Origin of the sequence: Roseibium sediminis, assembly GCF_008711325.1 — a bacterium.
Taxonomy (GTDB): domain Bacteria; phylum Pseudomonadota; class Alphaproteobacteria; order Rhizobiales; family Stappiaceae; genus Roseibium; species Roseibium sediminis.
Genome location: NZ_VXDB01000020.1, coordinates 47,266 through 68,326 on the forward strand (window position 1 = coordinate 47,266; position 21,061 = coordinate 68,326).

General features: G+C 57.0%; 26 protein-coding genes. 13 read left to right on the forward strand and 13 right to left on the reverse strand.

Going from position 1 to position 21,061, the window contains the following annotated elements; translation table 11 throughout:
- Positions 1-260: 260 nt before the first annotated feature.
- Positions 261-1,685 (forward strand): TrkH family potassium uptake protein, encoded by a 1,425-nt coding sequence (locus F0155_RS17970; RefSeq protein WP_150525969.1) that lies wholly within the window; start codon positions 261-263, stop codon positions 1,683-1,685.
- A 36-nt stretch (positions 1,686-1,721) separates the two neighbouring features.
- Positions 1,722-2,426: a DNA/RNA nuclease SfsA gene (gene sfsA, locus F0155_RS17975; RefSeq protein WP_150525933.1), complete on the forward strand. Its 705-nt coding sequence runs from the start codon at positions 1,722-1,724 to the stop codon at positions 2,424-2,426.
- A 21-nt stretch (positions 2,427-2,447) separates the two neighbouring features.
- Here the strand turns inward: sfsA and F0155_RS17980 are convergent, their stop codons facing one another.
- The 5 genes from F0155_RS17980 to F0155_RS18000 all read right to left on the reverse strand — a co-directional run bounded on the left by F0155_RS17980 (position 2,448) and on the right by F0155_RS18000 (position 6,166).
- Positions 2,448-3,113, reverse strand: a complete 666-nt coding sequence (locus tag F0155_RS17980; RefSeq protein WP_150525934.1) for a L,D-transpeptidase — start codon at positions 3,111-3,113, stop codon at positions 2,448-2,450.
- 231 nt (positions 3,114-3,344) lie between these two features.
- Positions 3,345-3,854 (reverse strand): xanthine phosphoribosyltransferase, encoded by a 510-nt coding sequence (gene gpt, locus F0155_RS17985; RefSeq protein WP_150525935.1) that lies wholly within the window; start codon positions 3,852-3,854, stop codon positions 3,345-3,347.
- A gap of 13 nt (positions 3,855-3,867) precedes the next feature.
- Positions 3,868-4,620 (reverse strand): competence/damage-inducible protein A, encoded by a 753-nt coding sequence (locus F0155_RS17990; protein ID WP_150525936.1) that lies wholly within the window; start codon positions 4,618-4,620, stop codon positions 3,868-3,870.
- Positions 4,621-4,693: 73 nt separating this feature from the next.
- Positions 4,694-5,908 (reverse strand): FAD-dependent monooxygenase, encoded by a 1,215-nt coding sequence (locus F0155_RS17995; RefSeq protein ID WP_150525937.1) that lies wholly within the window; start codon positions 5,906-5,908, stop codon positions 4,694-4,696.
- Positions 5,909-5,920: 12 nt separating this feature from the next.
- The gene (locus F0155_RS18000; protein ID WP_150525938.1) at positions 5,921-6,166 is read right to left on the reverse strand and encodes a zinc-finger domain-containing protein; all 246 of its coding nucleotides are present in this window, start codon (positions 6,164-6,166) and stop codon (positions 5,921-5,923) included.
- A gap of 231 nt (positions 6,167-6,397) precedes the next feature.
- On the opposite strand from F0155_RS18000, the gene F0155_RS18005 reads away from it, so the two are divergent.
- Genes F0155_RS18005 through F0155_RS18015 form a run of 3 tightly spaced genes read left to right on the forward strand, consistent with a single transcriptional unit; the run spans position 6,398 to position 8,657 of the window.
- Positions 6,398-7,150 carry an alpha/beta fold hydrolase gene (locus tag F0155_RS18005; protein ID WP_150525939.1) on the forward strand — a complete coding sequence of 251 codons (753 nt, stop codon included), beginning with the start codon at positions 6,398-6,400 and terminating at the stop codon, positions 7,148-7,150.
- Positions 7,151-7,152: 2 nt separating this feature from the next.
- Positions 7,153-8,028 (forward strand): alpha/beta fold hydrolase, encoded by an 876-nt coding sequence (locus tag F0155_RS18010; RefSeq protein ID WP_150525940.1) that lies wholly within the window; start codon positions 7,153-7,155, stop codon positions 8,026-8,028.
- Positions 8,029-8,072: 44 nt separating this feature from the next.
- The gene (locus F0155_RS18015) at positions 8,073-8,657 is read left to right on the forward strand and encodes a hypothetical protein (protein WP_150525941.1); all 585 of its coding nucleotides are present in this window, start codon (positions 8,073-8,075) and stop codon (positions 8,655-8,657) included.
- A 459-nt stretch (positions 8,658-9,116) separates the two neighbouring features.
- On the opposite strand, the gene F0155_RS18020 is transcribed toward F0155_RS18015, so the two are convergent.
- Positions 9,117-9,923 carry an enoyl-CoA hydratase gene (locus F0155_RS18020; protein ID WP_150525942.1) on the reverse strand — a complete coding sequence of 269 codons (807 nt, stop codon included), beginning with the start codon at positions 9,921-9,923 and terminating at the stop codon, positions 9,117-9,119.
- Positions 9,924-10,103: 180 nt separating this feature from the next.
- On the opposite strand from F0155_RS18020, the gene cysE reads away from it, so the two are divergent.
- Both cysE and F0155_RS18030 read left to right on the forward strand, forming a co-directional pair.
- Positions 10,104-10,949 carry a serine O-acetyltransferase gene (cysE, locus tag F0155_RS18025; protein WP_150525943.1) on the forward strand — a complete coding sequence of 282 codons (846 nt, stop codon included), beginning with the start codon at positions 10,104-10,106 and terminating at the stop codon, positions 10,947-10,949.
- Positions 10,950-11,027: 78 nt separating this feature from the next.
- A complete protein-coding gene (locus F0155_RS18030; RefSeq protein ID WP_150525944.1) occupies positions 11,028-11,243 on the forward strand; it encodes a DUF3126 family protein in 216 nt (71 codons plus the stop codon).
- Between the two features lie 44 nt (positions 11,244-11,287).
- On the opposite strand, the gene F0155_RS18035 is transcribed toward F0155_RS18030, so the two are convergent.
- Entirely contained in the window at positions 11,288-12,052 is a 765-nt protein-coding gene (locus tag F0155_RS18035; RefSeq protein ID WP_150525945.1) for a hypothetical protein, read from the reverse strand.
- 224 nt (positions 12,053-12,276) lie between these two features.
- Here F0155_RS18035 and F0155_RS18040 point away from each other — a divergent pair, with 224 nt between their 5' ends.
- From F0155_RS18040 to F0155_RS18055, 4 genes are all read left to right on the forward strand, one after another.
- Positions 12,277-12,603: a DUF6949 family protein gene (locus F0155_RS18040; protein WP_208999351.1), complete on the forward strand. Its 327-nt coding sequence runs from the start codon at positions 12,277-12,279 to the stop codon at positions 12,601-12,603.
- 43 nt (positions 12,604-12,646) lie between these two features.
- Positions 12,647-13,177 carry a gamma carbonic anhydrase family protein gene (locus F0155_RS18045; RefSeq protein WP_150525946.1) on the forward strand — a complete coding sequence of 177 codons (531 nt, stop codon included), beginning with the start codon at positions 12,647-12,649 and terminating at the stop codon, positions 13,175-13,177.
- A gap of 150 nt (positions 13,178-13,327) precedes the next feature.
- Positions 13,328-13,573 (forward strand): type II toxin-antitoxin system ParD family antitoxin, encoded by a 246-nt coding sequence (locus F0155_RS18050; RefSeq protein WP_150525947.1) that lies wholly within the window; start codon positions 13,328-13,330, stop codon positions 13,571-13,573.
- Complete coding sequence (locus F0155_RS18055; protein WP_150525948.1) at positions 13,560-13,880, forward strand: type II toxin-antitoxin system RelE/ParE family toxin; 321 nt, start codon at positions 13,560-13,562, stop codon at positions 13,878-13,880. The genes F0155_RS18050 and F0155_RS18055 overlap by 14 nt, the downstream gene beginning before the upstream one ends.
- Before the next feature lie 23 nt (positions 13,881-13,903).
- Here F0155_RS18055 and F0155_RS18060 read toward each other — a convergent pair whose 3' ends face one another.
- From F0155_RS18060 to F0155_RS18080, 5 genes are all read right to left on the reverse strand, one after another.
- Positions 13,904-14,641 carry an imm11 family protein gene (locus F0155_RS18060; RefSeq protein WP_208999352.1) on the reverse strand — a complete coding sequence of 246 codons (738 nt, stop codon included), beginning with the start codon at positions 14,639-14,641 and terminating at the stop codon, positions 13,904-13,906.
- A 228-nt stretch (positions 14,642-14,869) separates the two neighbouring features.
- Positions 14,870-15,484, reverse strand: coding sequence for a transglutaminase-like cysteine peptidase (locus F0155_RS18065; protein WP_150525949.1), 615 nt, complete (start codon positions 15,482-15,484; stop codon positions 14,870-14,872).
- A 592-nt stretch (positions 15,485-16,076) separates the two neighbouring features.
- Positions 16,077-16,595: a cytochrome b gene (locus F0155_RS18070; RefSeq protein WP_150525950.1), complete on the reverse strand. Its 519-nt coding sequence runs from the start codon at positions 16,593-16,595 to the stop codon at positions 16,077-16,079.
- Between the two features lie 419 nt (positions 16,596-17,014).
- A complete protein-coding gene (locus F0155_RS18075; protein WP_150525951.1) occupies positions 17,015-17,746 on the reverse strand; it encodes a PilZ domain-containing protein in 732 nt (243 codons plus the stop codon).
- A 187-nt stretch (positions 17,747-17,933) separates the two neighbouring features.
- Complete coding sequence (locus tag F0155_RS18080) at positions 17,934-18,581, reverse strand: PAS domain-containing protein (RefSeq protein ID WP_150525952.1); 648 nt, start codon at positions 18,579-18,581, stop codon at positions 17,934-17,936.
- 591 nt (positions 18,582-19,172) lie between these two features.
- Here F0155_RS18080 and F0155_RS18085 point away from each other — a divergent pair.
- Positions 19,173-19,928 (forward strand): rhomboid family intramembrane serine protease, encoded by a 756-nt coding sequence (locus tag F0155_RS18085; protein WP_150525953.1) that lies wholly within the window; start codon positions 19,173-19,175, stop codon positions 19,926-19,928.
- A gap of 104 nt (positions 19,929-20,032) precedes the next feature.
- The gene (locus F0155_RS18090; protein WP_150525954.1) at positions 20,033-20,464 is read left to right on the forward strand and encodes a CBS domain-containing protein; all 432 of its coding nucleotides are present in this window, start codon (positions 20,033-20,035) and stop codon (positions 20,462-20,464) included.
- 70 nt (positions 20,465-20,534) lie between these two features.
- On the opposite strand, the gene hisI is transcribed toward F0155_RS18090, so the two are convergent.
- On the reverse strand, positions 20,535-20,990 hold the full coding sequence (gene hisI, locus F0155_RS18095) for a phosphoribosyl-AMP cyclohydrolase (protein WP_150525955.1): 456 nt from the start codon (positions 20,988-20,990) through the stop codon (positions 20,535-20,537).
- Between the last annotated feature and the right edge of the window lie 71 nt (positions 20,991-21,061).

Below are 21,061 nucleotides of genomic sequence, written 5' to 3' on the forward strand. Positions count from 1 at the left end.
AGATGAACCTGCAAAAATTACGTAGAGTTAGGTATGAGTGTGCTGACTGGGTGGAAAAGACACAATTGGCCGCTTTTCGGGCAGATGGAGTACGGTGAACTCGCGGGACGCTGCACGCCCGTCCTTTCATCATTGAAAATTTTCAGAAAAGCGGTAGGAAGAGAGTCGAGATTCAGCCCCCGGGTAATTGTGCCCGCCGGGTGCAGCCAGCACTCTTGCCGAGACCTGACGAGACAGATTTGATCTCCTTTCGACCCGTCCTGAACGTTCTTGGCTTCCTTTATGTCGGCCTTGCGACCGCCATGCTGATTCCCGCCATTGTCGATGTGGCGTTGAAGAACCCGGACTGGCAGGCTTTTGTCTTTTCCTCACTGCTGACCGGCTTGCTCGGCATGCTGTTGTCGATCTCTGTCGGCGGTTCGCTGGAAAAGGGACTGGATACGCGGCAGACCTTCGTTCTGACGACGCTTGCCTGGGCAACGCTGCCGGCCTTTGGCGCGTTGCCGTTTCTGTGGCTCGGCATCGGTTATGCGGATGCGGTGTTCGAGGCCGTCTCCGGCTTCACCACCACCGGGTCCACCGTTCTCTCCGGTCTTGATGATCTGCCTCCGGGACTTCTCGTCTGGCGTTCGATCATGCAGTGGATGGGCGGCGTCGGGATTATCGTTATGGCCATCGTGCTTCTGCCGTTCCTGCGTATCGGCGGGATGCAGCTTTTCCAGAGCGAGAGCTCTGACAGGTCGGAAAAGATCGTCAGCCGTTCCGTGGAGCTGATCCGTCTCATCGGCCTTGCCTATCTGTTCCTGACGGTCCTGTGCATCATCGCCTATATCGCGACAGGTATGGACCTGTTCGACGCCTTCAATCATGCCCTTACAACGATTTCGACAGGCGGCTACTCCACGCATGACCTGTCCTTTGGTTATTTCACCAATCCGGCTTCCGGCTGGGTCGCCATCGTGTTTATGGTCATTGGCGCGCTGCCATTCGTTCTGATCATTCAGGCGCTGCGAGGCCAGCCGCTGCTCTTGTGGCGCGATCCGCAGGTGCGGGTGCTGATCGGCTTTCTGGCGGCCGTGTCGCTGACGCTGACGGTCTATCTCGGTGTCGAGATGGATTTCCCGTTCGACGAAGCGTTGTTGAAATCGACGTTCAACGTCATTTCCGTCGTCACCGGTACCGGTTATGCGCTCGGCGATTTCACCGAATGGGGTCCGCCGGTTGTCGGTATCGCACTTCTCTTGATGTTTGTCGGCGGCTGTACGGGATCCACCACTGGCGGTATCAAGGTTTTCAGGTTTCTGGTGTTTTTCGGCACGGTGCGCGCTCATTTGCGCCGCATGGTTCGACCCAACCGGGTCATGTCGGAAGAATATGGCGGCACGCGTCTGACCCCGGAGCTTTCCTTCTCGGTTCTCGCCTTTCTGGTGGTCTATCTCGGGTCCGTCGGGATCATCACGCTGGCGCTGTCGTTCTTCGGGCTGGATCTTGTGACGGCTGTTTCGGCGGCTGCCACCGCTGTTGGTAATGTCGGTCCCGGTCTTGGCCCGGTCATTGGACCGGCAGGCAATTTCGCGCCGCTTCCCGAAGGTGCCAAGTGGCTTTTGTCCTTCGCCATGCTGATGGGGCGTCTGGAGCTCTTCACCGTTCTGGTGCTGCTCGATCCGGATTTCTGGTCGCGCTGAATTTCCACTCCCTTGCCATCCACACTGGGGGCTTTCATGAAATTTCCCGCACCGCTGCAGACCGGCAGGCTGGTCAAGCGTTACAAGCGATTTCTGGCTGATATCATTCTGGATGCGGATGGGTCGGAGATCACCGCCCATTGCGCCAATCCGGGCTCGATGCTGGGGCTGAAGGAGCCGGGCTCGCGGGTCTGGGTCTCGGTCTCTGACAATCCGAAGCGTAAGCTCAAGCATTCCTTTGAAATCATCGAGGCAGATGGCGCGCTTGTGGGGATCAATACCGCCTATCCGAACAAGCTGGTGGAGGAGGGGATTCTTGCCGGGGCAATTCCGGAGCTGGCCGGATTTGAAACCCTGCGGCGTGAAGTGAAATACGGCAAGAACTCCCGCATCGACATTCTGCTGGAGGGCGGGTCGCATGGAACCACCTATGTCGAGGTGAAAAACGTTCACCTGATGCGTCAGGCCGGACTTGCCGAGTTTCCCGATTCAGTGACCGCGCGCGGCGCGAAGCATCTGGCGGAACTATCCGACATGGTGGCTGAAGGTCACCGCGCGGCGATGGTGTTTCTGGTGCAGAGGCCCGATTGCGATCGTCTGGAACTGGCGGACGATATTGACCCCAACTACGCCGAGGCCTTTGCGGCGGCACGGGAAGCAGGTGTCGAGGTCTATGCCATTGGCTGTAGCGTGACGCCGCAGGCCATCGAAGTGAATCGGGCGGTCAGCGTCGATATCTGATCCGCCCGATCATGATCTCGATCAGGCCTGCCGGACGACGATCTTGGTGTTGTTCGGCACGCGATTGTAGAGATCGATGATGTCGTGGTTCAAAAGGCGCACACAGCCGGAAGAGACGGCCTTGCCGATGGACCAAGTTTCAGCCGTGCCGTGAACGCGGTAGAGCGTGTCGCGGCCACCTTCGAATATGTAGAGGGCGCGTGCGCCGAGCGGGTTCTCGATGCCCGGGGCCATGCCATTGCGAAATTCTTCCAGTTCCGGCTGGCGCGCGATCATTTCCGCCGGCGGCGTCCAGGTCGGCCATTCCTTCTTGTAGGCAATGCGCGCGCTGCCGCCCCATTCAAAGCCGGCGCGACCGATGCCGACGCCGTAGCGCATGGCCTTGCCGCCTTCCATGGTCAGGTAGAGGAAGCGATTGGGCGTGTCCACAATGATGGTGCCGGTCGGTTCCGGCGAGGAATAGTCGACGAGCTGCCGATAATAGACGGGATCGATATCCGTCAGCTTGACCGCAGGCACCGGAAACCGCTCGTCCAGCAGCGGGCCGTACATGGCCACATATTCCGGACTTATCCGCTTCGGGGCTGCATCGCCCGGAATGGTCGGGGCGAGAGTGCGCTGGGTGCTGGAGCAACCGGCGAGCAAGGCTGCGGTACCGGAGATGAGAAACAGTCGGCGGTCGAGCATCAAACTTCCTGAGAACGGTCTGGCGTTGAAATGATCATGGCGACACCAGAGATAGGCGGTCATGGTTAATCAATTCTGCCCCTAACATACGAATTAAGCCGGAAACGGGGCAGGGTGATCACCAAATGGTGATGGAGCCGCTAGAACTTCAGGTTGTCGCTTGCTGTGGCATCCGGGCAACAAAAAAGGCGGCCCTGGAGCCGCCTTTCGGGTTTGGGTTGCGCGTTGCGCTTATCCCTTTGTGTCGCGGGAAAGCGGCGGCTGGAACTGCCAGCCCATGTCCCACGGGAAATAGATCCACGTGTCCTGTGAGACTTCCGTGACGAATGTGTCGACCATCGGGCAGCCGACCGGCTTGGCATAAACGGTGGCAAAATGAGCTTTCGGGAGCATTTCACGCACGACTGCTGCTGTCTTGCCGGTGTCGACCAGATCGTCGATGACCAGAACGCCGCTGCCTTCGCCGCCTTCCAGATCAATGAGGTTGCCATCAACCGGCTTGATGACTTCCAGTTTTCCCTGGTTTTCATAGTCGTGGTAGGAGGCAATGCAGACAGTTTCGATGGTACGAATGCCGAGCTCGCGCGCGACGATGGCAGCTGGAACTAGGCCGCCGCGTGTGATGCATACAATCGCCTTCCACTGACCTTGATCTTTCAAGCGCCATGCCAGTGCGCGCGCGTCGCGGTGGAACATGTCCCATGAAACCGGGAAGGCCTTGTCTTGAGCTGGATTTTCCATGAAAGCGTCCTTTTCAGGCAGATTGGTTGGTGGCGTCCCGCACGACTGCTTCCACGGCAGCTGTGGCCTCGGCCAGAATGGTTTCATCGCGGGAGCGAATGACGATTTGGGTGGTGAAGCGCCCGTCCTGAGCGCGCGGATAGGACCCGATCATGGTTTGCGGGAACCGATCCTGAATCTCGCCGATCTGAAGCGCGATACGGCTTTCCGGAAGCTCTGCATCGACGGACCGGGACAGGATTTTTGTGCCGGTCTTCAGTGTGGGAACAATGGCGTCGACCATGGCCTGCATGATGGATGGAACGCCAGCCATCACATGAACATTGCCGATCCGGAAACCCGGTGCCTTGGAGACCTTGTTCTCGATCAGGTTCGCGCCTTGCGGAATGCGGGCCATGCGCAGGCGTGCTTCGGTCAGCTGTCCGGGAGGGTAGTGCGCTTCAAGGATCGCCCGTGCTCGCGGATCGACATCAATCGGCACGCCGAAAGCGGCGGCGATACTGTCGGCGGTAATGTCGTCATGGGTCGGACCAATGCCGCCGGAGGTGAAGACATAGGTATAGTGCGGGCGAAGCGCGTTCACCGCCTCGACGATCTTCTCACGAATATCCGGCACGATGCGGACCTCGCGAAGATCGATGCCGATCGCGGTCAGATACTCGGCCAGAAAGCCGATATTCTTGTCCTTCGTGCGCCCGGACAGGATTTCATCACCAATAACCAGAAAGGCTGCGGTGACTTCCCCGTCGCTCTGCTCTTCGGCCATGGCCGACTCCGTTGCGATAAGGTGGTGCATGGCTTTAGCCCAGCTGGTCGCCGGGCTCAAGGCCTCGTCCCACTTATGTGGAGCGTGAGGCTGTGGCCGTCCAGCGATAAATCCAGTCCATCTGGTCGATGAACTTCTTCGGCGGCATCATCCGCATGACCGTGTCGCGGGCAAGCGCCAGCGGAGCGCCCATGTGGTAGATGGAAGCATTGCGACGGGCGAGGGCCTGCACCCTTGCCACGCGGTCCTTCCGCTCTGCCTCATAAATTGCAAAGGCGGTATTGGCGTCGCCGTTCTGGGCCTTGAAGGTGCGGGCGAGAACAAAGGCATCCTCGATCGCCATTGCTCCGCCTTGCGCGGCATAGGGCAACATGCCGTGTGCCGCATCGCCCAGAAGTGCGACCTGGCCGTGGCGCCACGGTCCGTTGGCGTCCACACCGCACAACGCCCATTTCAGCCATTTCGGGGATTTTTCAATCAGGCTCAGGAGTTCTGGCGACCATCCGTCGAGAGCTGCATGAACCATGTCTGCATCTGCCGGGGCGGACCAGTCCTGTTCGGTCCAGTTTTCCGCAATCAGCACCACGATGTTCAGCGAGCTTCCGCCGGAAATCGGGTAATGCACCACATGGGCATTTGGGCCCAGCCAGAGCCCGGTCCTGTTCAGAACGTAAGACGGGAGACCTTCAGCCGGGATGGTTGCCCGGTATGCGGCCTGGCCGGTGAATTTCGGAGTATTGTGACCGGGAACGAACCGGCGCACCTTCGACCAGACGCCATCTGCACCGATCAGCGCGCGCGTTCCAACGGCATTCACGTCGTCGCTGGTTTCATAAAGGCAGGTAATCTGACCTTGGTCGTTGATCTTGATGTCCGAAACCGCCGCATCCAGCCTGATATCGATGCCCTTGCGGCTGCAGGCGTGCTCAAAGAGCGTTGCCTGCAGATCAGCGCGGTGGATGACGAGATAGGGGAGGCCATAGCGTTCCGCGATGTCGCCGCCCAACGGAACCGTTCCAAGAAGCTTCCCGGAGTGCCCGCTTCTGATGGATATGCCTTCAGGCAAGACGGCATGGGGCAAAAGCTCGTCCAGAACACCAAGGCGTTCCAGAACCGAACAGGCATTTGGCGAAAGCTGCAATCCGGCTCCGACCTCGCGAAGCTCGGACGCCTTTTCAAGGACGCAAACCTCATAACCAGCGTCATTGAGGGCGAGCGCAGCCGTCAGTCCTCCGATTCCGGCGCCAGCAATGACGACCGGAAAGGACCGTTTTTCTCGTTCAGGCATGTGAGGTGCCGATCAGGCCGCAGCCGGTGTCCAGGTGCAATCAGCCGGGGAAGATTCGGACGGCTTTAGAGTGCGGTCGAACTTGTAGAGCGTCGAGCAGTATGGGCAGACGACTTCCTTTTCGGTTCCCATGTCGAGAAAGACATGCGGATGGTCAAAAGGCGGGTTCGCGCCGATGCACATGAATTCCTTGGCGCCGATTGCCACTGATTCATGACCACTAGTGTTTTGGAAGTGCGGGACAACCTGATCCGCCATGGGCCGAACCCCTTTGTCTTGATTGGTATTTGTGCGCGAACATAGCCCCTCATGGACAACTTGGATAGGGGGGCGGAAAAGTTTCACACCATCGTTTGCTGCGTAAATTTGCCTCGTCTTTGGATTTTGTTTCCCTGTTCGACTGTGTGGTCAAAAAAACTTTACGAGTTCCCCGCACTGAGCGTAAGCTGACGCAGGTTGGATTTTCCCTTTACGTAAAGGTTAGTGTGAATGCCGTCGTTCCAAGCAGGTGCCGTCAACATTTCCTATCTGGATGAAGGGGAGGGAGACCCGATCCTGTTGATCCACGGCTTTGCGTCGAACAAGCAGGTGAACTGGGTTTATCCGGGCTGGGTCGATACATTGGTGAAGGATGGACGTCGCGTGATCGCGGTTGACAATCGTGGCCATGGCGACAGCACCAAGTTTCATGACCCGGACGCATATGGCGCGCCAATGATGGCGGAAGATGCCTTTCAGTTGATTGAGCATCTTGGTCTGACGAATGTCGACGTGATGGGCTATTCGATGGGTGCGCGGATCTCTGCGTTTCTGGCCATGAACCACCCCGAGCGCGTGCGCCGCGTGATCTTCGGTGGCCTTGGTTATGGCATGATCACCGGCATCGGCGATCCAGAGCCAATTGCCAGCGCGCTCGAGACCGATCGTATTCAGGATATTCCCGATCGCACGGGCCGTGCCTTTCGCGCATTTGCAGAACAGACCGGCTCTGACCGTCTGGCGCTGGCTGCCTGCATGCGGTCCTCCCGGCAGAAGATCTCGGAAGAGGAAGTCGCGCGGATTTCGGTTCCGGCGCTTGTTGCGGTCGGCACCAAGGACGACATTGCCGGATCGCCGCAGAAACTGGCCGACCTGATGCCGGATGCGGAAGTTCTCGACATTCCGAACCGCGACCACATGGTTGCCGTCGGTGACAAGGTCTTCAAGCAGGGCGTGCTGGAGTTTTTGAACAGGACCATCTAGCGATGAAACATAGTGCCGTGACATTTGATGGGGCGGAAGGAAACCGCCTGATTGCCGACCAGGTGGGGGAGAGCGGGCGTCCCGTTCTGCTGCTTCACGGCGGCGGGCAAACCCGGCACTCCTGGAATGTTGCGGCAGAGCGCATCGCGGCTCTTGGCCATGTCGTTTATTCCATGGATCAGCGCGGCCATGGTGAAAGTGACTGGGTGCCGTCGGGCAACTATCATTTTCATCATTTTGCGCGTGACCTTGTCGAAGTCTCGCATCAGATCAAGGAACGCGACGGAGCGCGGCCAGTCCTCGTCGGGGCGTCTCTTGGTGGACTTGCCGGACTGTTGGCGGAAGGAGCCTATGAGCCGGGTGTGCTTTACGCGCTGATCCTTGTCGACATCACGCCGCGCATGGACATGGGCGGTGTTGCCAAGATCGTCGGTTTCATGGCCGAAAAGCTGGAAGAGGGGTTCGCCTCGGTCGAGGAGGCTGCGGATGCCATTGCGCTCTATATTCCCAACCGCTCGCGCCCGAAGGATCTTTCAGGTCTTTCCAAGAACCTGCGGCTTCATGATGATGGCCGGTATCGCTGGCATTGGGACCCGAAATTCATAAAAGGCTCCAAGCGGATCAACCCGGAGGACAGGCAAGCGGTTCAGGACGAGCTGGTGGCTGCTGCAGCCAAGCTGGGGTTGCCCGTCCTTTTGGTGCGAGGCCGCAATTCAGAGCTTGTTTCAATGGAATATGTCGAGGAATTCCTCAGTCTCGTGCCGCATGCCAAATTCGTCGACATCAAGGATGCCGGCCATATGGTGGCGGGCGACCGGAACGATGTTTTCGCCGAAGCGGTCGAGACATTTCTGACTGATCTGTTTGCCAATGTCTGATGTCTCGTTGTTAAAAGTCGCCTTATTTCAGTGACTTGCCTCCGTTGCTTTTGATATTGATTCATTTGCCTGAGAGATTGATTCAAAAGTACCGTAAGGTAAGTTACGGCATGGCCGATGGTTCACAAGTAGATTCCGTTGCGCGGAGAATTGCTGCGCAGTTGTTGCGACGGTTTATTGGCGGCCGGATTTCCAACGACATGTTTGAGGACAGCGAACCTCAGACAAAAGACCGTGCCGTACGGGCGATCTGGAACACCATGTGGCCCTTTTATGATGACTTGCACGAGCATGTTCTTTCGGGGAAATACAAGCTGTCGCGGGAAGACCTGCGGTTATGCTCCCGCTGGCTGATTTTCCTGCATACCGATCAACCCTATGTCTGGCCGGATATTGCCCTTGCAGGGTTTGATCCTTCCCAAAGGGTTCAGCCGAACGCCCTGCTGCGCTTTTTCTCGCTTGGTGCCCTCAAACCGGAAGTCGCCAGTGCTTTTTTGGCTGCCGGAGATCACGCGTATTGGCCGTTTGCGCCGAAAGCGGATTACCGGACCGCACTCTCAGCCCCGCGTTTGTTGGCGGGGAAGGGAAGTACCCAGAGGATTTCTTCTTTCAAGGAGGGAATACAGTGAGCGCGTCTTTCCAAATGGCGGGTTGGCTGTAAGTCGTGCGAGATTTATCCAAACCCTCCCCCTTGTGGGGAGGGAGAGGGTGGGGGTGACTACTTTTCCACTTGTTCGACTTTTCGTGAGACCCGGCAAACCCCCACCCCTAACCCCTCCCCACAAGGGGGAGGGGAATCAGCGCAATCGATTTCACCATTCTCTACACAGGGGAACTTCTGGGCGGACGGGTGTTTGTGGGTGTGAGAGCACCCACGCACGGCACTGGACGCCCCGGACTTGATCCGGTGTCTTGTCGTCGAATGGCTGGAGGTCCCGGCTCGTGGGCCGGGACGGCAGTTGAGAGATCCTGCCATTTTTTGTCATCCCGGACGAACAACGTGAGATTCGGGATCGGGGAGCCAAGAAGTGCGGCTGTGTGCGTCTATGTGATCTCCGGCGACGGAGAGAGCGGAACGGTTGGCCGGGTCACCGCCCCTCGAACACCGGTTTTCGCTTTTCCAGAAAGGCGGTGCGACCTTCGACAAAATCGGTGCTGTCGAAACAGGTGTTGGCGGCGGACTGGGCTGTGGCGAGTGCTTCGGACGCGCTCCCGTCGGCAAGTGCGTTGATGGCTATCTTGGCGGCCCGCAACGTGAGGGGCGCGTTGGCGGCAATGGTGCGGGCAAGGTCGCGGGTGCGGGGTTCAAGGTCCGCCTCGGCGACCAGTTCATCAACAAGACCGAGGCGCAGTGCCTCATCGCTGCCAAGGCGCTCTGCCGTATAGATCAGCCGTTTGGCAATGGAGGCCGGAACGGCGCGCAAAACATCGGCAACGAGGCCCAGCGGATAGGCAAGGCCGAGGCGGGCGGCGGGAATGCCGAATTGTGCCCCTTCAGCTGCAAGGCGCATGTCGCACGCAAGGGCGAGGGCCAGACCGCCACCAAGGCAGTGGCCGCGGATCATGGCAAGGGTCGGCTTGTCGGAGGCTTTCAGCGCCTCGCAGGCCGCGACATTCACCTCGTCATAGCTTTTTGCCTTTTCTGCGCTTGACCTTGTCTCTTCAAACTCCGATATGTCTGCGCCCGCGACAAAGCTGTCTGGCCCTGCGCCCCTTAAGACGATGAGACGTATGGCCGGATTGTCGGAAAGCTGCTTCACTGCGGCTGGAACGGCCTGCCACATGGCAAGCGAAAGGGCGTTTTTCTTCGGTTCGTTGTCAATGATCAACCAACCGATAGCCCCGTCGACTTCTGTGCGGATTGTTCCAGGTGTGGCAGGCGAGGGTAAAGTCATGGAAAGCGTGTCCGATCGGTGAAGTTCTGGGGCAGACCTTGAGCATTTTTGCGAGTATGGAAAGCAAAGCTTGACCGTTCGCGCAAGTTTGACTTTGGAATCAGAGCCGAAGCACCCTATCTTTCCGGCAGGTTGCAGGCTTTCGAGCCAGTTCACGGGGCTTGAAAAAGGAGACAAGCCATGTCGAATTCGACACCACAGCAAAGCGCCGCGAAAATTGCGCTGCATGATCCGGTTTGGCGCAAGCTGCGGGAAGAAGCACAGGAAATGGTAGCCGCCGAGCCGGCGCTGTCCTCCTTTGTCTATGAGACCGTGCTCAATCACGAGACGCTGGAAGAGGCGGTGATCCATCGTTTGGGTCAGCGGCTTGGCCGCGATATCGTTTCAGCCTCGCTGATCCGCCAGACCTATATGGAAGCGCTGGCCATGGAGCCGGAGCTGAGCGAAATCCTTCGGGTGGATATCGTTGCCGTTTATGACCGTGACCCGGCATGCTTCCGCTACCTTGAGCCCGTGCTCTATTTCAAGGGCTTTCATGCGCTGCAGACCCACCGCCTTGCCAACTGGCTGTGGCGGCAGGGACGGCATGACTTTGCGCTTTATATCCAGAGCCGGGCATCGGAAGTCTTCCAGATCGACATTCATCCGGCGGTTCCCATGGGGCGGGGCATCTTCATTGACCACGGCACGGGCGTTGTGATTGGCGGCACGGCTGTGATCGAGGACGACGTCTCCATCCTGCAAGGGGTGACGCTTGGCGGGACAGGCAAGGAAGACGGGGATCGTCATCCGAAGATACGGCGCGGCGTGCTTCTGGGCGCAGGGGCCAAGGTGCTCGGCAATATCGAGATTGGCCATTGCTCGCGTATTGCATCCGGTTCCGTGGTGCTTCAGGACGTTCCGCCCAACACGACCGTGGCGGGTGTGCCCGCGCGGGTTGTGGGCAAGGCCGGATGCTCCGAACCGTCGCGCAGCATGAACCAGCTTCTTTTGGAAGAAGTGGATAAGGAACACGGGGAAACCTGATCGCGGCGCTTGGCATGCCCGTACATTTGTGTAGGGTCGCGAGCAAGCCAACCAATCAACCGAAGCAGGAGAAGCCTCGTGAAACCCGAAGAAATCCGGAAACTCGAAGCCTTTTTGCGCAAGAAGTTTGAGCTGTCCAATCTTCAGGTGAAGGCTCGCCCGCGCAAGGACGACAGCGCGGAAGTCTACATCGGCGATGAATTCATCGGCGTGATCTTCCGGGACGATGAAGATGAAGACCTGAGCTGGAACTTCCAGATGGCCATTCTGGAAATCGATCTGGAAGAGGTCTGAGACCAGGTCTCGAAGACAAATCGAAACAAGGCCTCTTCTGCCGGTCAGCCGGTGGGGGAGGCCTTTTTCATGACCGCGACCGGGGCATCCTCACTGACGAGCGATGCCTCGACCAGTTCGCGGGCGCGGCGCTCCAGTCGGCCCCAGTTGGCCAGCAAGGGCTTTTCAAACCGGTAGGTCACGGTCAATACGCCGCGCAGCTGGAACGAGCGCTCGCAGATAGACTGTTTCTGGTGGGCGCGGCGCTTGCAGCGGGCTGCATAACGATTGTTTTCCTCAATCTCGAAGATGATCTCGTCTTCCTCGATGTCAACGCCGGGGGAGAGGGTCAGGACTTGCAGTCCGGCGGGACCTTCTGCAACGGGCACGGTCGCCAGGCGGCGGTAGACCGGTTCGATCTGGTCGCTCAGACTTTCTCCGGAAACGCCCTTGTCGATTTGCAGATAGACGAGATTGGACCCGTTGCCGAAAGTCAGTGCCTTCGATCGGGTTCGCGAGGCGGGGGCCAACGTTGGCCACACGAGCGCCAGTTCCAGAGTGTCCTTCACGGCCCCGGTGCGGGCGCTGTCGAAGAAACCAAACTCGGTTTCCCTCAGATAAGTTTCGGGGATCGACAAGGTGTGAAGACCGATCTGGTAGGTGTCTGCCGGAAGGCTGGCTTCCTCCACGACCATCTCTCCGATCTCGTCAGCCACCTGCATGGACACCTGACCGACATACAGCACAGCCAGTCCGCACAACCCCCACAACAAGGCGTTGAAATGCCTTGCTTTTACACCTGTGGCGTCTGGAAGTGCGTAATAGTCCATTCAAAAGCCCCGGTGCCGGGAGCAGGACCAGTGTCTCACTTTGGCGTCCTGTCTCGGCACATCTCGTCCCAGATCGGGATGATCCGCATTTTTACCCGGTCGGCGTTATAAGGATTTACAAGAACTTAACGCAGCTTGCCAAACCGGCACGGGAATTGCTGTTGACCCAATACGAATTCTGTTTCAGCGTTGGCTGGAAAAGGTTAACAGGGGGTTAATAGGCCGTGGGTGAGCTTTTCATAGCAGTGTATATCGGGGCCGCCGGTTTTGTTTCTGCAGGAGTGCTTGGTAGTTTTTATCAGCTCCTGATGCAGGAACCGCCACGTTTCAACTTCAATGTCGAGACGATGCCTGCGATCCTGAGCGGCATTTTCATGGTGCTGTTCGCTGGACCTTTCATCATCATGAGGAATGCCATTCGGGGCCGGCGCATCGAAAAACGCCCGGTCGGGTGGCTCGTTGCCTCATCAACAATTGCTGGCATGTGGAGCCTGTGCTCCGGTCTTCTGGTCCTGCAGCTGGCACTTGGTGTTGCGCATTCCTTCAGCTGATCGGCTTCTGGAGCCGGTCAGTTTCAAAACAACGGGGTAGGTTGTGGCTCTTTACAAGTTGGGCGGTGTGTCTCCGCAGCTTCCGAAATATGGTCAGTTCTGGATTGCGCCCAATGCGAGCGTCATGGGCAGGGTGCGGCTGGATGAGGAAGCGAGCGTCTGGTTTGGAGCCGTGCTGCGCGGCGACAATGAGCTGATCCACGTTGGCCCGCGCTCAAACGTGCAGGACGGCGCAGTCTGCCACACGGATATGGGCTATCCGCTGACGATTGGCGCGGACTGCACCATCGGCCATCAGGCGATCCTGCATGGCTGTACGATCGGCAGCAATTCTCTCGTCGGCATGGGCGCAACCATTCTCAATGGCGCAGTCATCGGGTCCAACTGCATCATCGGCGCCAATGCACTTGTGGCGGAAGGCAAGGTCATCCCTGACAATTCCCTCGTTGTCGGCGTGCCGGGCAAAATCGCTCGCGAGCTTGACGAAAAGGCCGCCCACGGCATCACCCTTTCCGCAGCTGGCTACGTCGCGAACTGGAAACGCTTTGCCAAGGAGCTGGTGGAGATTTCCTGAGTTTCCTGTGGTCACTTTTGATCAGCGGACGCTAAATCGGAATCGATTGAGCGCCCAAAGATGCTCGAGCACGCGTTGGCAAACTTTGTCATGACAGTTGGCAAAGTTTGTCATAAACTTGTGCCGTGATGCGGACGAGGAGCTCCTGCCATGGCGACGATGAATGTTTCACTTCCTGCGCCGATGAAAGATTGGGTGGAAGAGCAGCTGGCAGATGGCAGGTTCAGCAATACAAGTGATTATGTGCGGCATTTGATCCGCAAGGATCAGGAGCGCGTTGCAGCGCTTTCCGCTGTGCAGGCTGCTGTGTCGGACGGCATTGTCAGCGGCGAACCGCAACCGTTTGATTTCAAAGCCTTCAAGCAGCGCATGCGGAAGACGCATGGCGAAGCCTAAGCTTACCGGTTACCGGCTTGTTCCAAGGGCAGAACAGGACCTTGAGGATATCTGGATCTATGGCGCCCAGAACTGGTCCGCCGAGCGAGCTGACCGGTATATGGATGAATTGGAGGCGACGTTTGACCTCTTGCTGCTTTCACCAGAACTTGCGCGTGAGAGAACGGAGTTTGATCCACCAGTCCGGCTTCACCCCTCCGGTTCGCATCTGATTGTCTATCGGATCAACGCAATTCATCTGGATATCTTGCGCGTGCTTGGCGGTGCGCAGAACTGGCTGGCAGTCTTGAGGACATTGGACCAGTAGAGTTTGCCGGAATCTGGGTCACCTTACTCCTCAACAATGCGAGCCTTGGCAAAAAGGAAATCGATTTTCAGGCCAGCGGCCTCGATGGCGTCATGCAGCGGGCCGCTCATGAAAATTTTTCCTGGAAATTTAGGGTCAACCCAGAGATCCGCGCCTTCAAGCGCCGCAATAGTGACAGCGGCATCTCCGTCGTGCAGGACCGTTTTCGGCCGCCACCGGCGTTTGCCTGTTCTGACATTGAGAACGCCAGCTTCGAGATTAGTGCTTAGCTCTGGAAGGAGGCAGTCTTTTTGAGACCCCAAATTCAGGAAATAGAATGGGCCGGGCAGCTGTGTGGTTTTGTCCGCCTGATAGATCGGAAACTCGACCAAGTCTGTTCCGCCCAGATCAAATTGCTTTAGGATTTCGGCTAATTTGCCTTTGACCGCATAAAAGCCTTCAAGGGCAAATAAGTCTTTGACTTTAGACCAGCGTTTTTCATCGAAGACATAGGCCGCTTCCAGTAGTTGCCTACGCTGCAATTTATCAGCGCGTTTGTAACGTTGCAGATTTTGCATGTGCTCGTTCGTCGGAGTGTCAAATTCAAATTTTGCGGGCGCCCAGTCTTGGTCAAAATACTTCTCACGTATTCCCGGTTTGTCAAACAATTGGGAATTGCTGCCAACACTGCTGATCCAGACGTCCTGTGTCACTTCGAAAAGTCCTTTCATGAAAAATGCGTGCTTTGGCGGGACTGAAAAACTGCCAGCCGCAAAAGCCATAAAACCAAGCCCTTGAAAAAAAAGCCACGCTGCCTGCCCGATGGATCGGGAAAGAAGCGTGGCGAGTGAAGCTGTGTGGAGGCGCTCAGCTTGAATAAGGTCGGGAGTCGGTCATGCGGGGGCAGACCGACTCCCTGGATCCGGCCGTGGTAGGGATGGGGAGGGTGGGGACGCGACCGGACCGTTCCTTTTGCCCGTCAGGGCAAACCCTTCCAAATCCCCAGTAGCCTAGTTTCCAAGGCTACTGACTGTCGTTGCGCGGGTGTCGTTGATACCGGTCCATTTGGCCGGAGCTTTCGGCGACTGGCGCTTGATGTAGCGATAGGGCGTTGCGTACCAGGGCAGTACCGCCTCGATCTGGTTATCGAGGATCATGTCGCCCTGATCGGTGCGAACGGTGAGAACAGCGTGGCCCGCGTTCTTGATATCCTTGGCAACGGTGATCAGAAGCGCGCTCTTGGGCCAGCCTGCGGCCATCAGGATGCGCTGCTTTTCAAGGACATACTCTTCGCAGTCGCCAACGTTCTTGACCGGATAGGTCCAATATTCCTCGCGGCCAAAGTAATCCATGTCCGTCATCGGCTGAATCTTGCGGTTGACCGTGGAGTTCACGTCAATGAGTTGCTGCCAGAGCTGTTTCGTCAGCTTCACGACGACCGGTTTGCTGGTCGATCCGCGGCAGGCAGAGGCATTGTCTGCACAAAACTGCTTGTGTCCGATTGGAGCAGACGTTGCTGCGTTCATTTCCATGAAGCGTGTCGGTGACGCTTCTGCACTGGATGTCCATCCAACAAAAAGAGCAGAAACAGCGAAGGTATAAGAAAGTAGTTTTGAAGTTTTCATCGTAAAGCCCTCCCCAAGGCTGGCTAAACGATGCCATTCATCTTTTTATTCGCAGATAAGTTGCGTGTTATGCTTTTATATATACTTTATTCAAATGAAAAATAGTTTTGAATAAAGATCGCACTACTTTTGAGGCAAATTTGGCGCAATATCGCATAAAATTCTAATGAAGCGCGGTAACCTCATGATATCATGAAGAAATCAGCCATCCTTGATAGCTGTATGGAGGCTGGTTTTCGACTTTTGATGACGTAGGGTATCTGCCTTGAACGCGCTTTTGCGCCAAAAAGGGCGCGCCAAAAAAAGTGCGAAATGGCCGAACTTTTTTCAAATTGCGGCCCAATCGGGGCATTTAGAACGGAAGCCTATTGGCCAAAAACAAGGTTTGGTGAGGAAATGGCGCCTGTATCTGTGCGCGAAATTTCATGGTCGTGAAAGAGGTGCGAACTGTTTTGCTCGGTGCGCGCAGGCCGTCGGTGATTTATGCCGCACCAAATACGGTATCACGAGGCGCCAAGCTGTATGGGTCGGGCAAGATTGACAGTCCGGAGAATAGATTATCACCTCAAGTGGGAGACCCACGCGGGGTGTTTCACTCTGTCGGAGAGGTGGCTTTTTCCTGGAAAACGGGAACCATGGCGTTCCAAATGCCATCCCGCTTGATTCTGTGATAGAGCGCGGCTGCAATATGCAGTCCGATCAAGATGTAGCTGGCTGCAATCGAAAACTCGTGCAGTGCGATCGCGGCCGTCATCGCAGCGCCGGAAGCGAAACCATGTTCGTACAGCCCGCCAATGGCGATGCCGGAAATGGCTATCGCCGCGAGGCTTGTATACATCGCCAGATGAACAGCATTGGCCGAGATTTTGATATGGCGTGGCGTGCCATCAGGCAGCGAGGTTGATTGTGTGCGGCGCATGAAGGCGAAGCGGGCAACCAAGAATGCCAGAAAAAACATCGCAAAGCCCATCTCGAAATGCAAAAGAGCCTGGTCTGCCAACTGGCCGACATTGTCGAGGGCTTTGAAGATCCCGAAGCCAAACAGAACCGGAAAGCTCCAGTGAAAGAATTTGGCCACTCGTCCGAACGGCTTTGCATCAGAAGCCGTCATCGGTCAGTCCTTTCGGCGTGGTGATGCAGCAAGCGTTGATCATCGGGGATCAAGGCAGATTTGGCGTCTGGAGGGTTCATATCCGGGATATCCATCTTGAGTTCGTTGCAATGATCCTCATATGGATGCCCACTTTGTAATGCAGTTGTCAGCCAGATTACAATTATGCAAATTCCGTCGCGTATCCATCAAAACATGGATCACGTGTGGTGCAATCGGCGAACCGTGTCAGGCATTTTGCGGAGCTTAGTGGAAAATTGCGCCTAAACGATCCATAAGCGCAGATATAGCGGATAAGGGAACCGCTAGAATTCGGTCCTGGCGACCCTGACAGGTTCTGAATGCATTCCCTTTTACAGCGGGGAGGGCCTGGGCCTGAAGAAGATGCACTTCAAAGGGAAGTGCATCTTCAGATCATATTATTCGGATGGGTCCTTCGGGGCCGATTGGCCCGGCAGGATGGATTGATCCGGGTCGATGGCACTTGTGCCAAATTTCTTGCGCATGGCGCGCGGGTCGACCGTAATGTGCTTTTCCAGAAGGTCGCGGCTCTGCACGGCGCCGAATTCAACGGCGATGCCGCCTTCGATACGGCGCACGACACGGGCACTCATCTTGCCGATCTCGATACTGTCACCGGATTCCACCTTCACGTCGGTCGCAACGGCCGCACCGGAAAGGGACAAGTCGATGATCCGGCAGGCATGCTCGGAGCCATCTGCCAGCACAATATGAGTCAGTGTGTTCTTCGGAACAAAACGGTCGTGACGACGATCTTCCGGAAGGTCCAGTGCTTCCTTGTTTGCAAGCCAGGTCAGAACGCTGGCAATCTTGTCCCGTTTGCGGACAGAGTTGCGCAGCTCAACGGCAAAACCACCGTCAAACACGCGGGAAATTTTCCCCTCAACGCGGCTCATCTGATCAAGATAGGCAACAATCCGCTCGCCAACGCGTCCCGAAACGGGAGCAATGACGGCCATGCCTCCGGGAGACATGTCGATTATCTGGCATGGATATTCCCGACGATCCTCGAGCATGTAGCGCCCGAGAATGTTCACCTTCACACGCTGATGGCGCCGCCGATCAGTTGCCTGAAGCGGTCGTCTGCGTTCAGTGGCTGGTGCTGTTGCTGTTGCCAGTCCGGCATTCATGCCTGTGTCTACCCTTTGTGGCGGAAATGCCGCTTGGTCCAAAATAAGGATGAGAGCTCTTGAGCTCCACAGCCAGAAGATACGCCAATCAGGGTTAATGATGTGTAAGGATGATATTGATTCAGAAAGAGAATGAGGCACGAAAATCTCGTGCCTCACGTCGGGTTTTGAACTGTTTGAGGGGCGTTTAGCCCTTGCCGCCGTTGTAAACGGTCAGATGTCCGACGCGGCGTTCTGCCCCTTGGGGAAGGGAAGACGGCGGGATCGGCATGTCATCAACCTTGAAGCGCGGCATCATCGGGTTCTGAACGCGCTCCTGGCGCTCCATGAAGAACGGGCGCTCATCCGGCCAGATCAGACGCAGGCTGGTGATCGACTGGCTGAGGATCGGGTGCAGGCCAAGCCAGTAGGGGCGATCCATCGGCGTGCAGCAACCCAGAATGCGCACGCGGCCTTCACCGGGAACATTCAGCGGCAGAAGCAGCATTTCCATGGCGACCTGCTGTTTGCGCTCTGTATGTCCGGCAACGCCGATTACAGCGGCAGCCGCATCTTCACGAATGGCGGCCAGAAGGCTCTCCAGAGCCTCGCGGTCCTTGTCGTTCCAGCCACGCAGGAAGTTGCGTCCCTTCAGCTCACGGCAATGGGTGGAGCACAGACGGGTTCCTGCCAGCCGGTAGCGGGCCTCATGGGGAGAGTTGGACTCCAGAATGAAGGTGTCCCCCAGAAGGCCGCGGATCTGGCCCGGATCGATCTCGCTGCGGTTCGGTGCCGGACGAATGCCGCGCAGTTCATCCCAGTAGGAATAAAGGGTCTGTGTAACGCCATTTTTCATGTTCTTTGCCCCACTTTTTGATGATCCGTACCCATTTGGATCACCTACTGTTCGATTTTGGGACAGGTGGCACCCGTCCAGTTGTCTTGGTCTCTCCTAAGCAGGGGGCGTGCCAAATGGCCAATTCATGCCAAAAAAGCTCCAGTCACCGTTTGTTAAGGTTAACGAAAGCTAAAGCTTGCAACGCACGGATCCGTTTGGCACGTTAAGAATGTGTTACGCACTGGAAATGAACAAGAAACAGCCGGTGCCTTTGGATAACTAAAGTATCTTCGTTGGCGTGATGTCTCTTGGGTAGAGTGGGGACGCGACGTTACAGGGGGCTGAGAAAAGCATCGGATGCCATGATCTGGCGCCCGGTGCTTTTTTCTTGCGCTCACACCGGGCAGAAATTGGTGCCGGGCAGCAAATCGTGCCCATGGTTACTTTCGGCAAGGGTGGGGGATCCGGGGTAAAAGGCGAGGGGCGATGACACGAAAGCCCCGCTTTAGATGTTCACCTTCTTGCCAGTTTATTCCTTGTTCGGCTTGCCAATTGCTTGTCTGGGCCGCGAAATGGCGTACATCTCCCTCCAGAGCGCGAGGAAACGGAATGAACGTTTACAACTTCACCCCCAAGGAACCGCCGCAGTCGGATCGTCAGCCGCTGCTGAATCTTCCCACAGTCATCGTCTGGCTTGGGGGTATCATGGCAGCCATCCATGTTCTGCGAACCTTCGTGCTCTCCGAGCAGACGGATGCGGAGCTGCTGTTCTATTTCGCCTTCTGGCCCATTCGCTACGTGCCGGAGGTGCTTGCGTCCGGACAGGCCCCGGGCGGACTTGGGGCTGATATCTGGTCCTTTGTGACCTATGCCTTCCTGCATGGCAGTGCCATGCACATCATTTTCAATCTGTTGTGGATGGCGATTTTCGGCGGGGCATTGGCACGCCGGTTCGGAGTAGCGCGCTTCCTCGGCCTTTCGGCCGCGTGTGCCGTGGCAGGAGCCCTGGCACATCTTCTGACGAACTTTGGCAGTCAGGCTCCCGTGATCGGAGCATCCGCGATTGTTTCGGGACACATGGCGGCAGCGCTGCGTTTCATTTTTGAACTGGGGGGTCCGCTTGGCGCGTTTCGTCGATCGGATGCTGCAGCCTACCGGGTGTCGGCTGTGCCGCTGAAACAGACCCTCTCCAACCAGCAGGTCATTGTTTTCATTGCCATATGGTTTGGTCTGAACCTTGTGTTTGGGCTTGGCGGCGCAGGCGAGGGCGGGGCCTCCGTGGCCTGGCAGGCCCATATAGGTGGCTTTGTTGCCGGGCTGTTGCTGTTTCCCCTGTTTGATCCGGTTCCCCAACGACGTTTTTGAACATGCCCCCAAACGCCCGGTTGCTTTGACACCGGGTTTGTTGTCATGATGGATACATGGATCAAAGTGGAATGGTCCGTCCTGACAGAGGGAGGATGAAGCCTATGACTGTTGCTTCAATCTTGAGCACCAAGGGGAACAATGTCATCACGGAGAAGAGTGGCTCTTCGTTGAATGACATCTGCAAGACGCTTGCTCAGTACAAGATTGGCGCCATCGTGATTGCCGATGAGGCCGGACACATTGAGGGAATCATTTCCGAACGCGATATCGTGAAGGTTATCGGCGCGGATGGTCCTTCGGCGCTTGAGCGCAAGGTGGCTGACGTGATGACCAAGTCCGTCGTCACCTGCAAGGCTGAAGACAGCATCAATGCGGTCATGTCCAAGATGAATGCCGGGCGCTTCCGTCACGTACCGGTCGTTCAGGACGACAAGGTCGTCGGCGTGATTTCCATCGGTGACGTGGTCAAGTTCAAGATCGCGCAGGTGGAAATGGAAGCCGAGCAGATGCGCAGCTACATCACCATGGCCTGATCAGCTTCGCCTGATTTTGACGCGAAGGTTTTACTGCGGTCTTCGGATGACGAGGGCCGCAGTTTTCGTTTCACTTCTTGCCGTAAACATCTTCGGGGTCATAAACCCGCTCCCCGCCTGACAGGCTCAGGGAAACCGAGCCGTCATCCGCCCGTTCAATCTTGCGGAAGAAGCAGGACTGATAGCCAACGTGGCAGGTGGCCCCGTTTCCTTCCACCTTAACCTTCACGACAAGAGCGTCCTGATCGCAGTCGGTCAGGATCTCGCGAACCTTCTGGATCTGGCCGGAGGTTTCGCCCTTCTTCCAGTAGCTCTGGCGAGAGCGGCTCCAGTACCAGGCCTCGCCTGTGTCGATCGTGCGCCGCAGGGCTTCGGCGTTCATGTAGCCGACCATGAGCACTTCGTTCGTGTCGGCATCCGTGACGACAGCCGCAATCAGGCCGTCAGCATCAAACTTCGGCATGAAGCCCAAGCCCGTTTCGATTTCGGACTTGGACCCGCGATTTTCAAAGTGGGTGTTGCACACGCCGAAAAGCTCCTCCGCATCGGGCGTTTTGTATGAAACGCCCAAAGATGCTCGTTCACTGCTGGATCGAA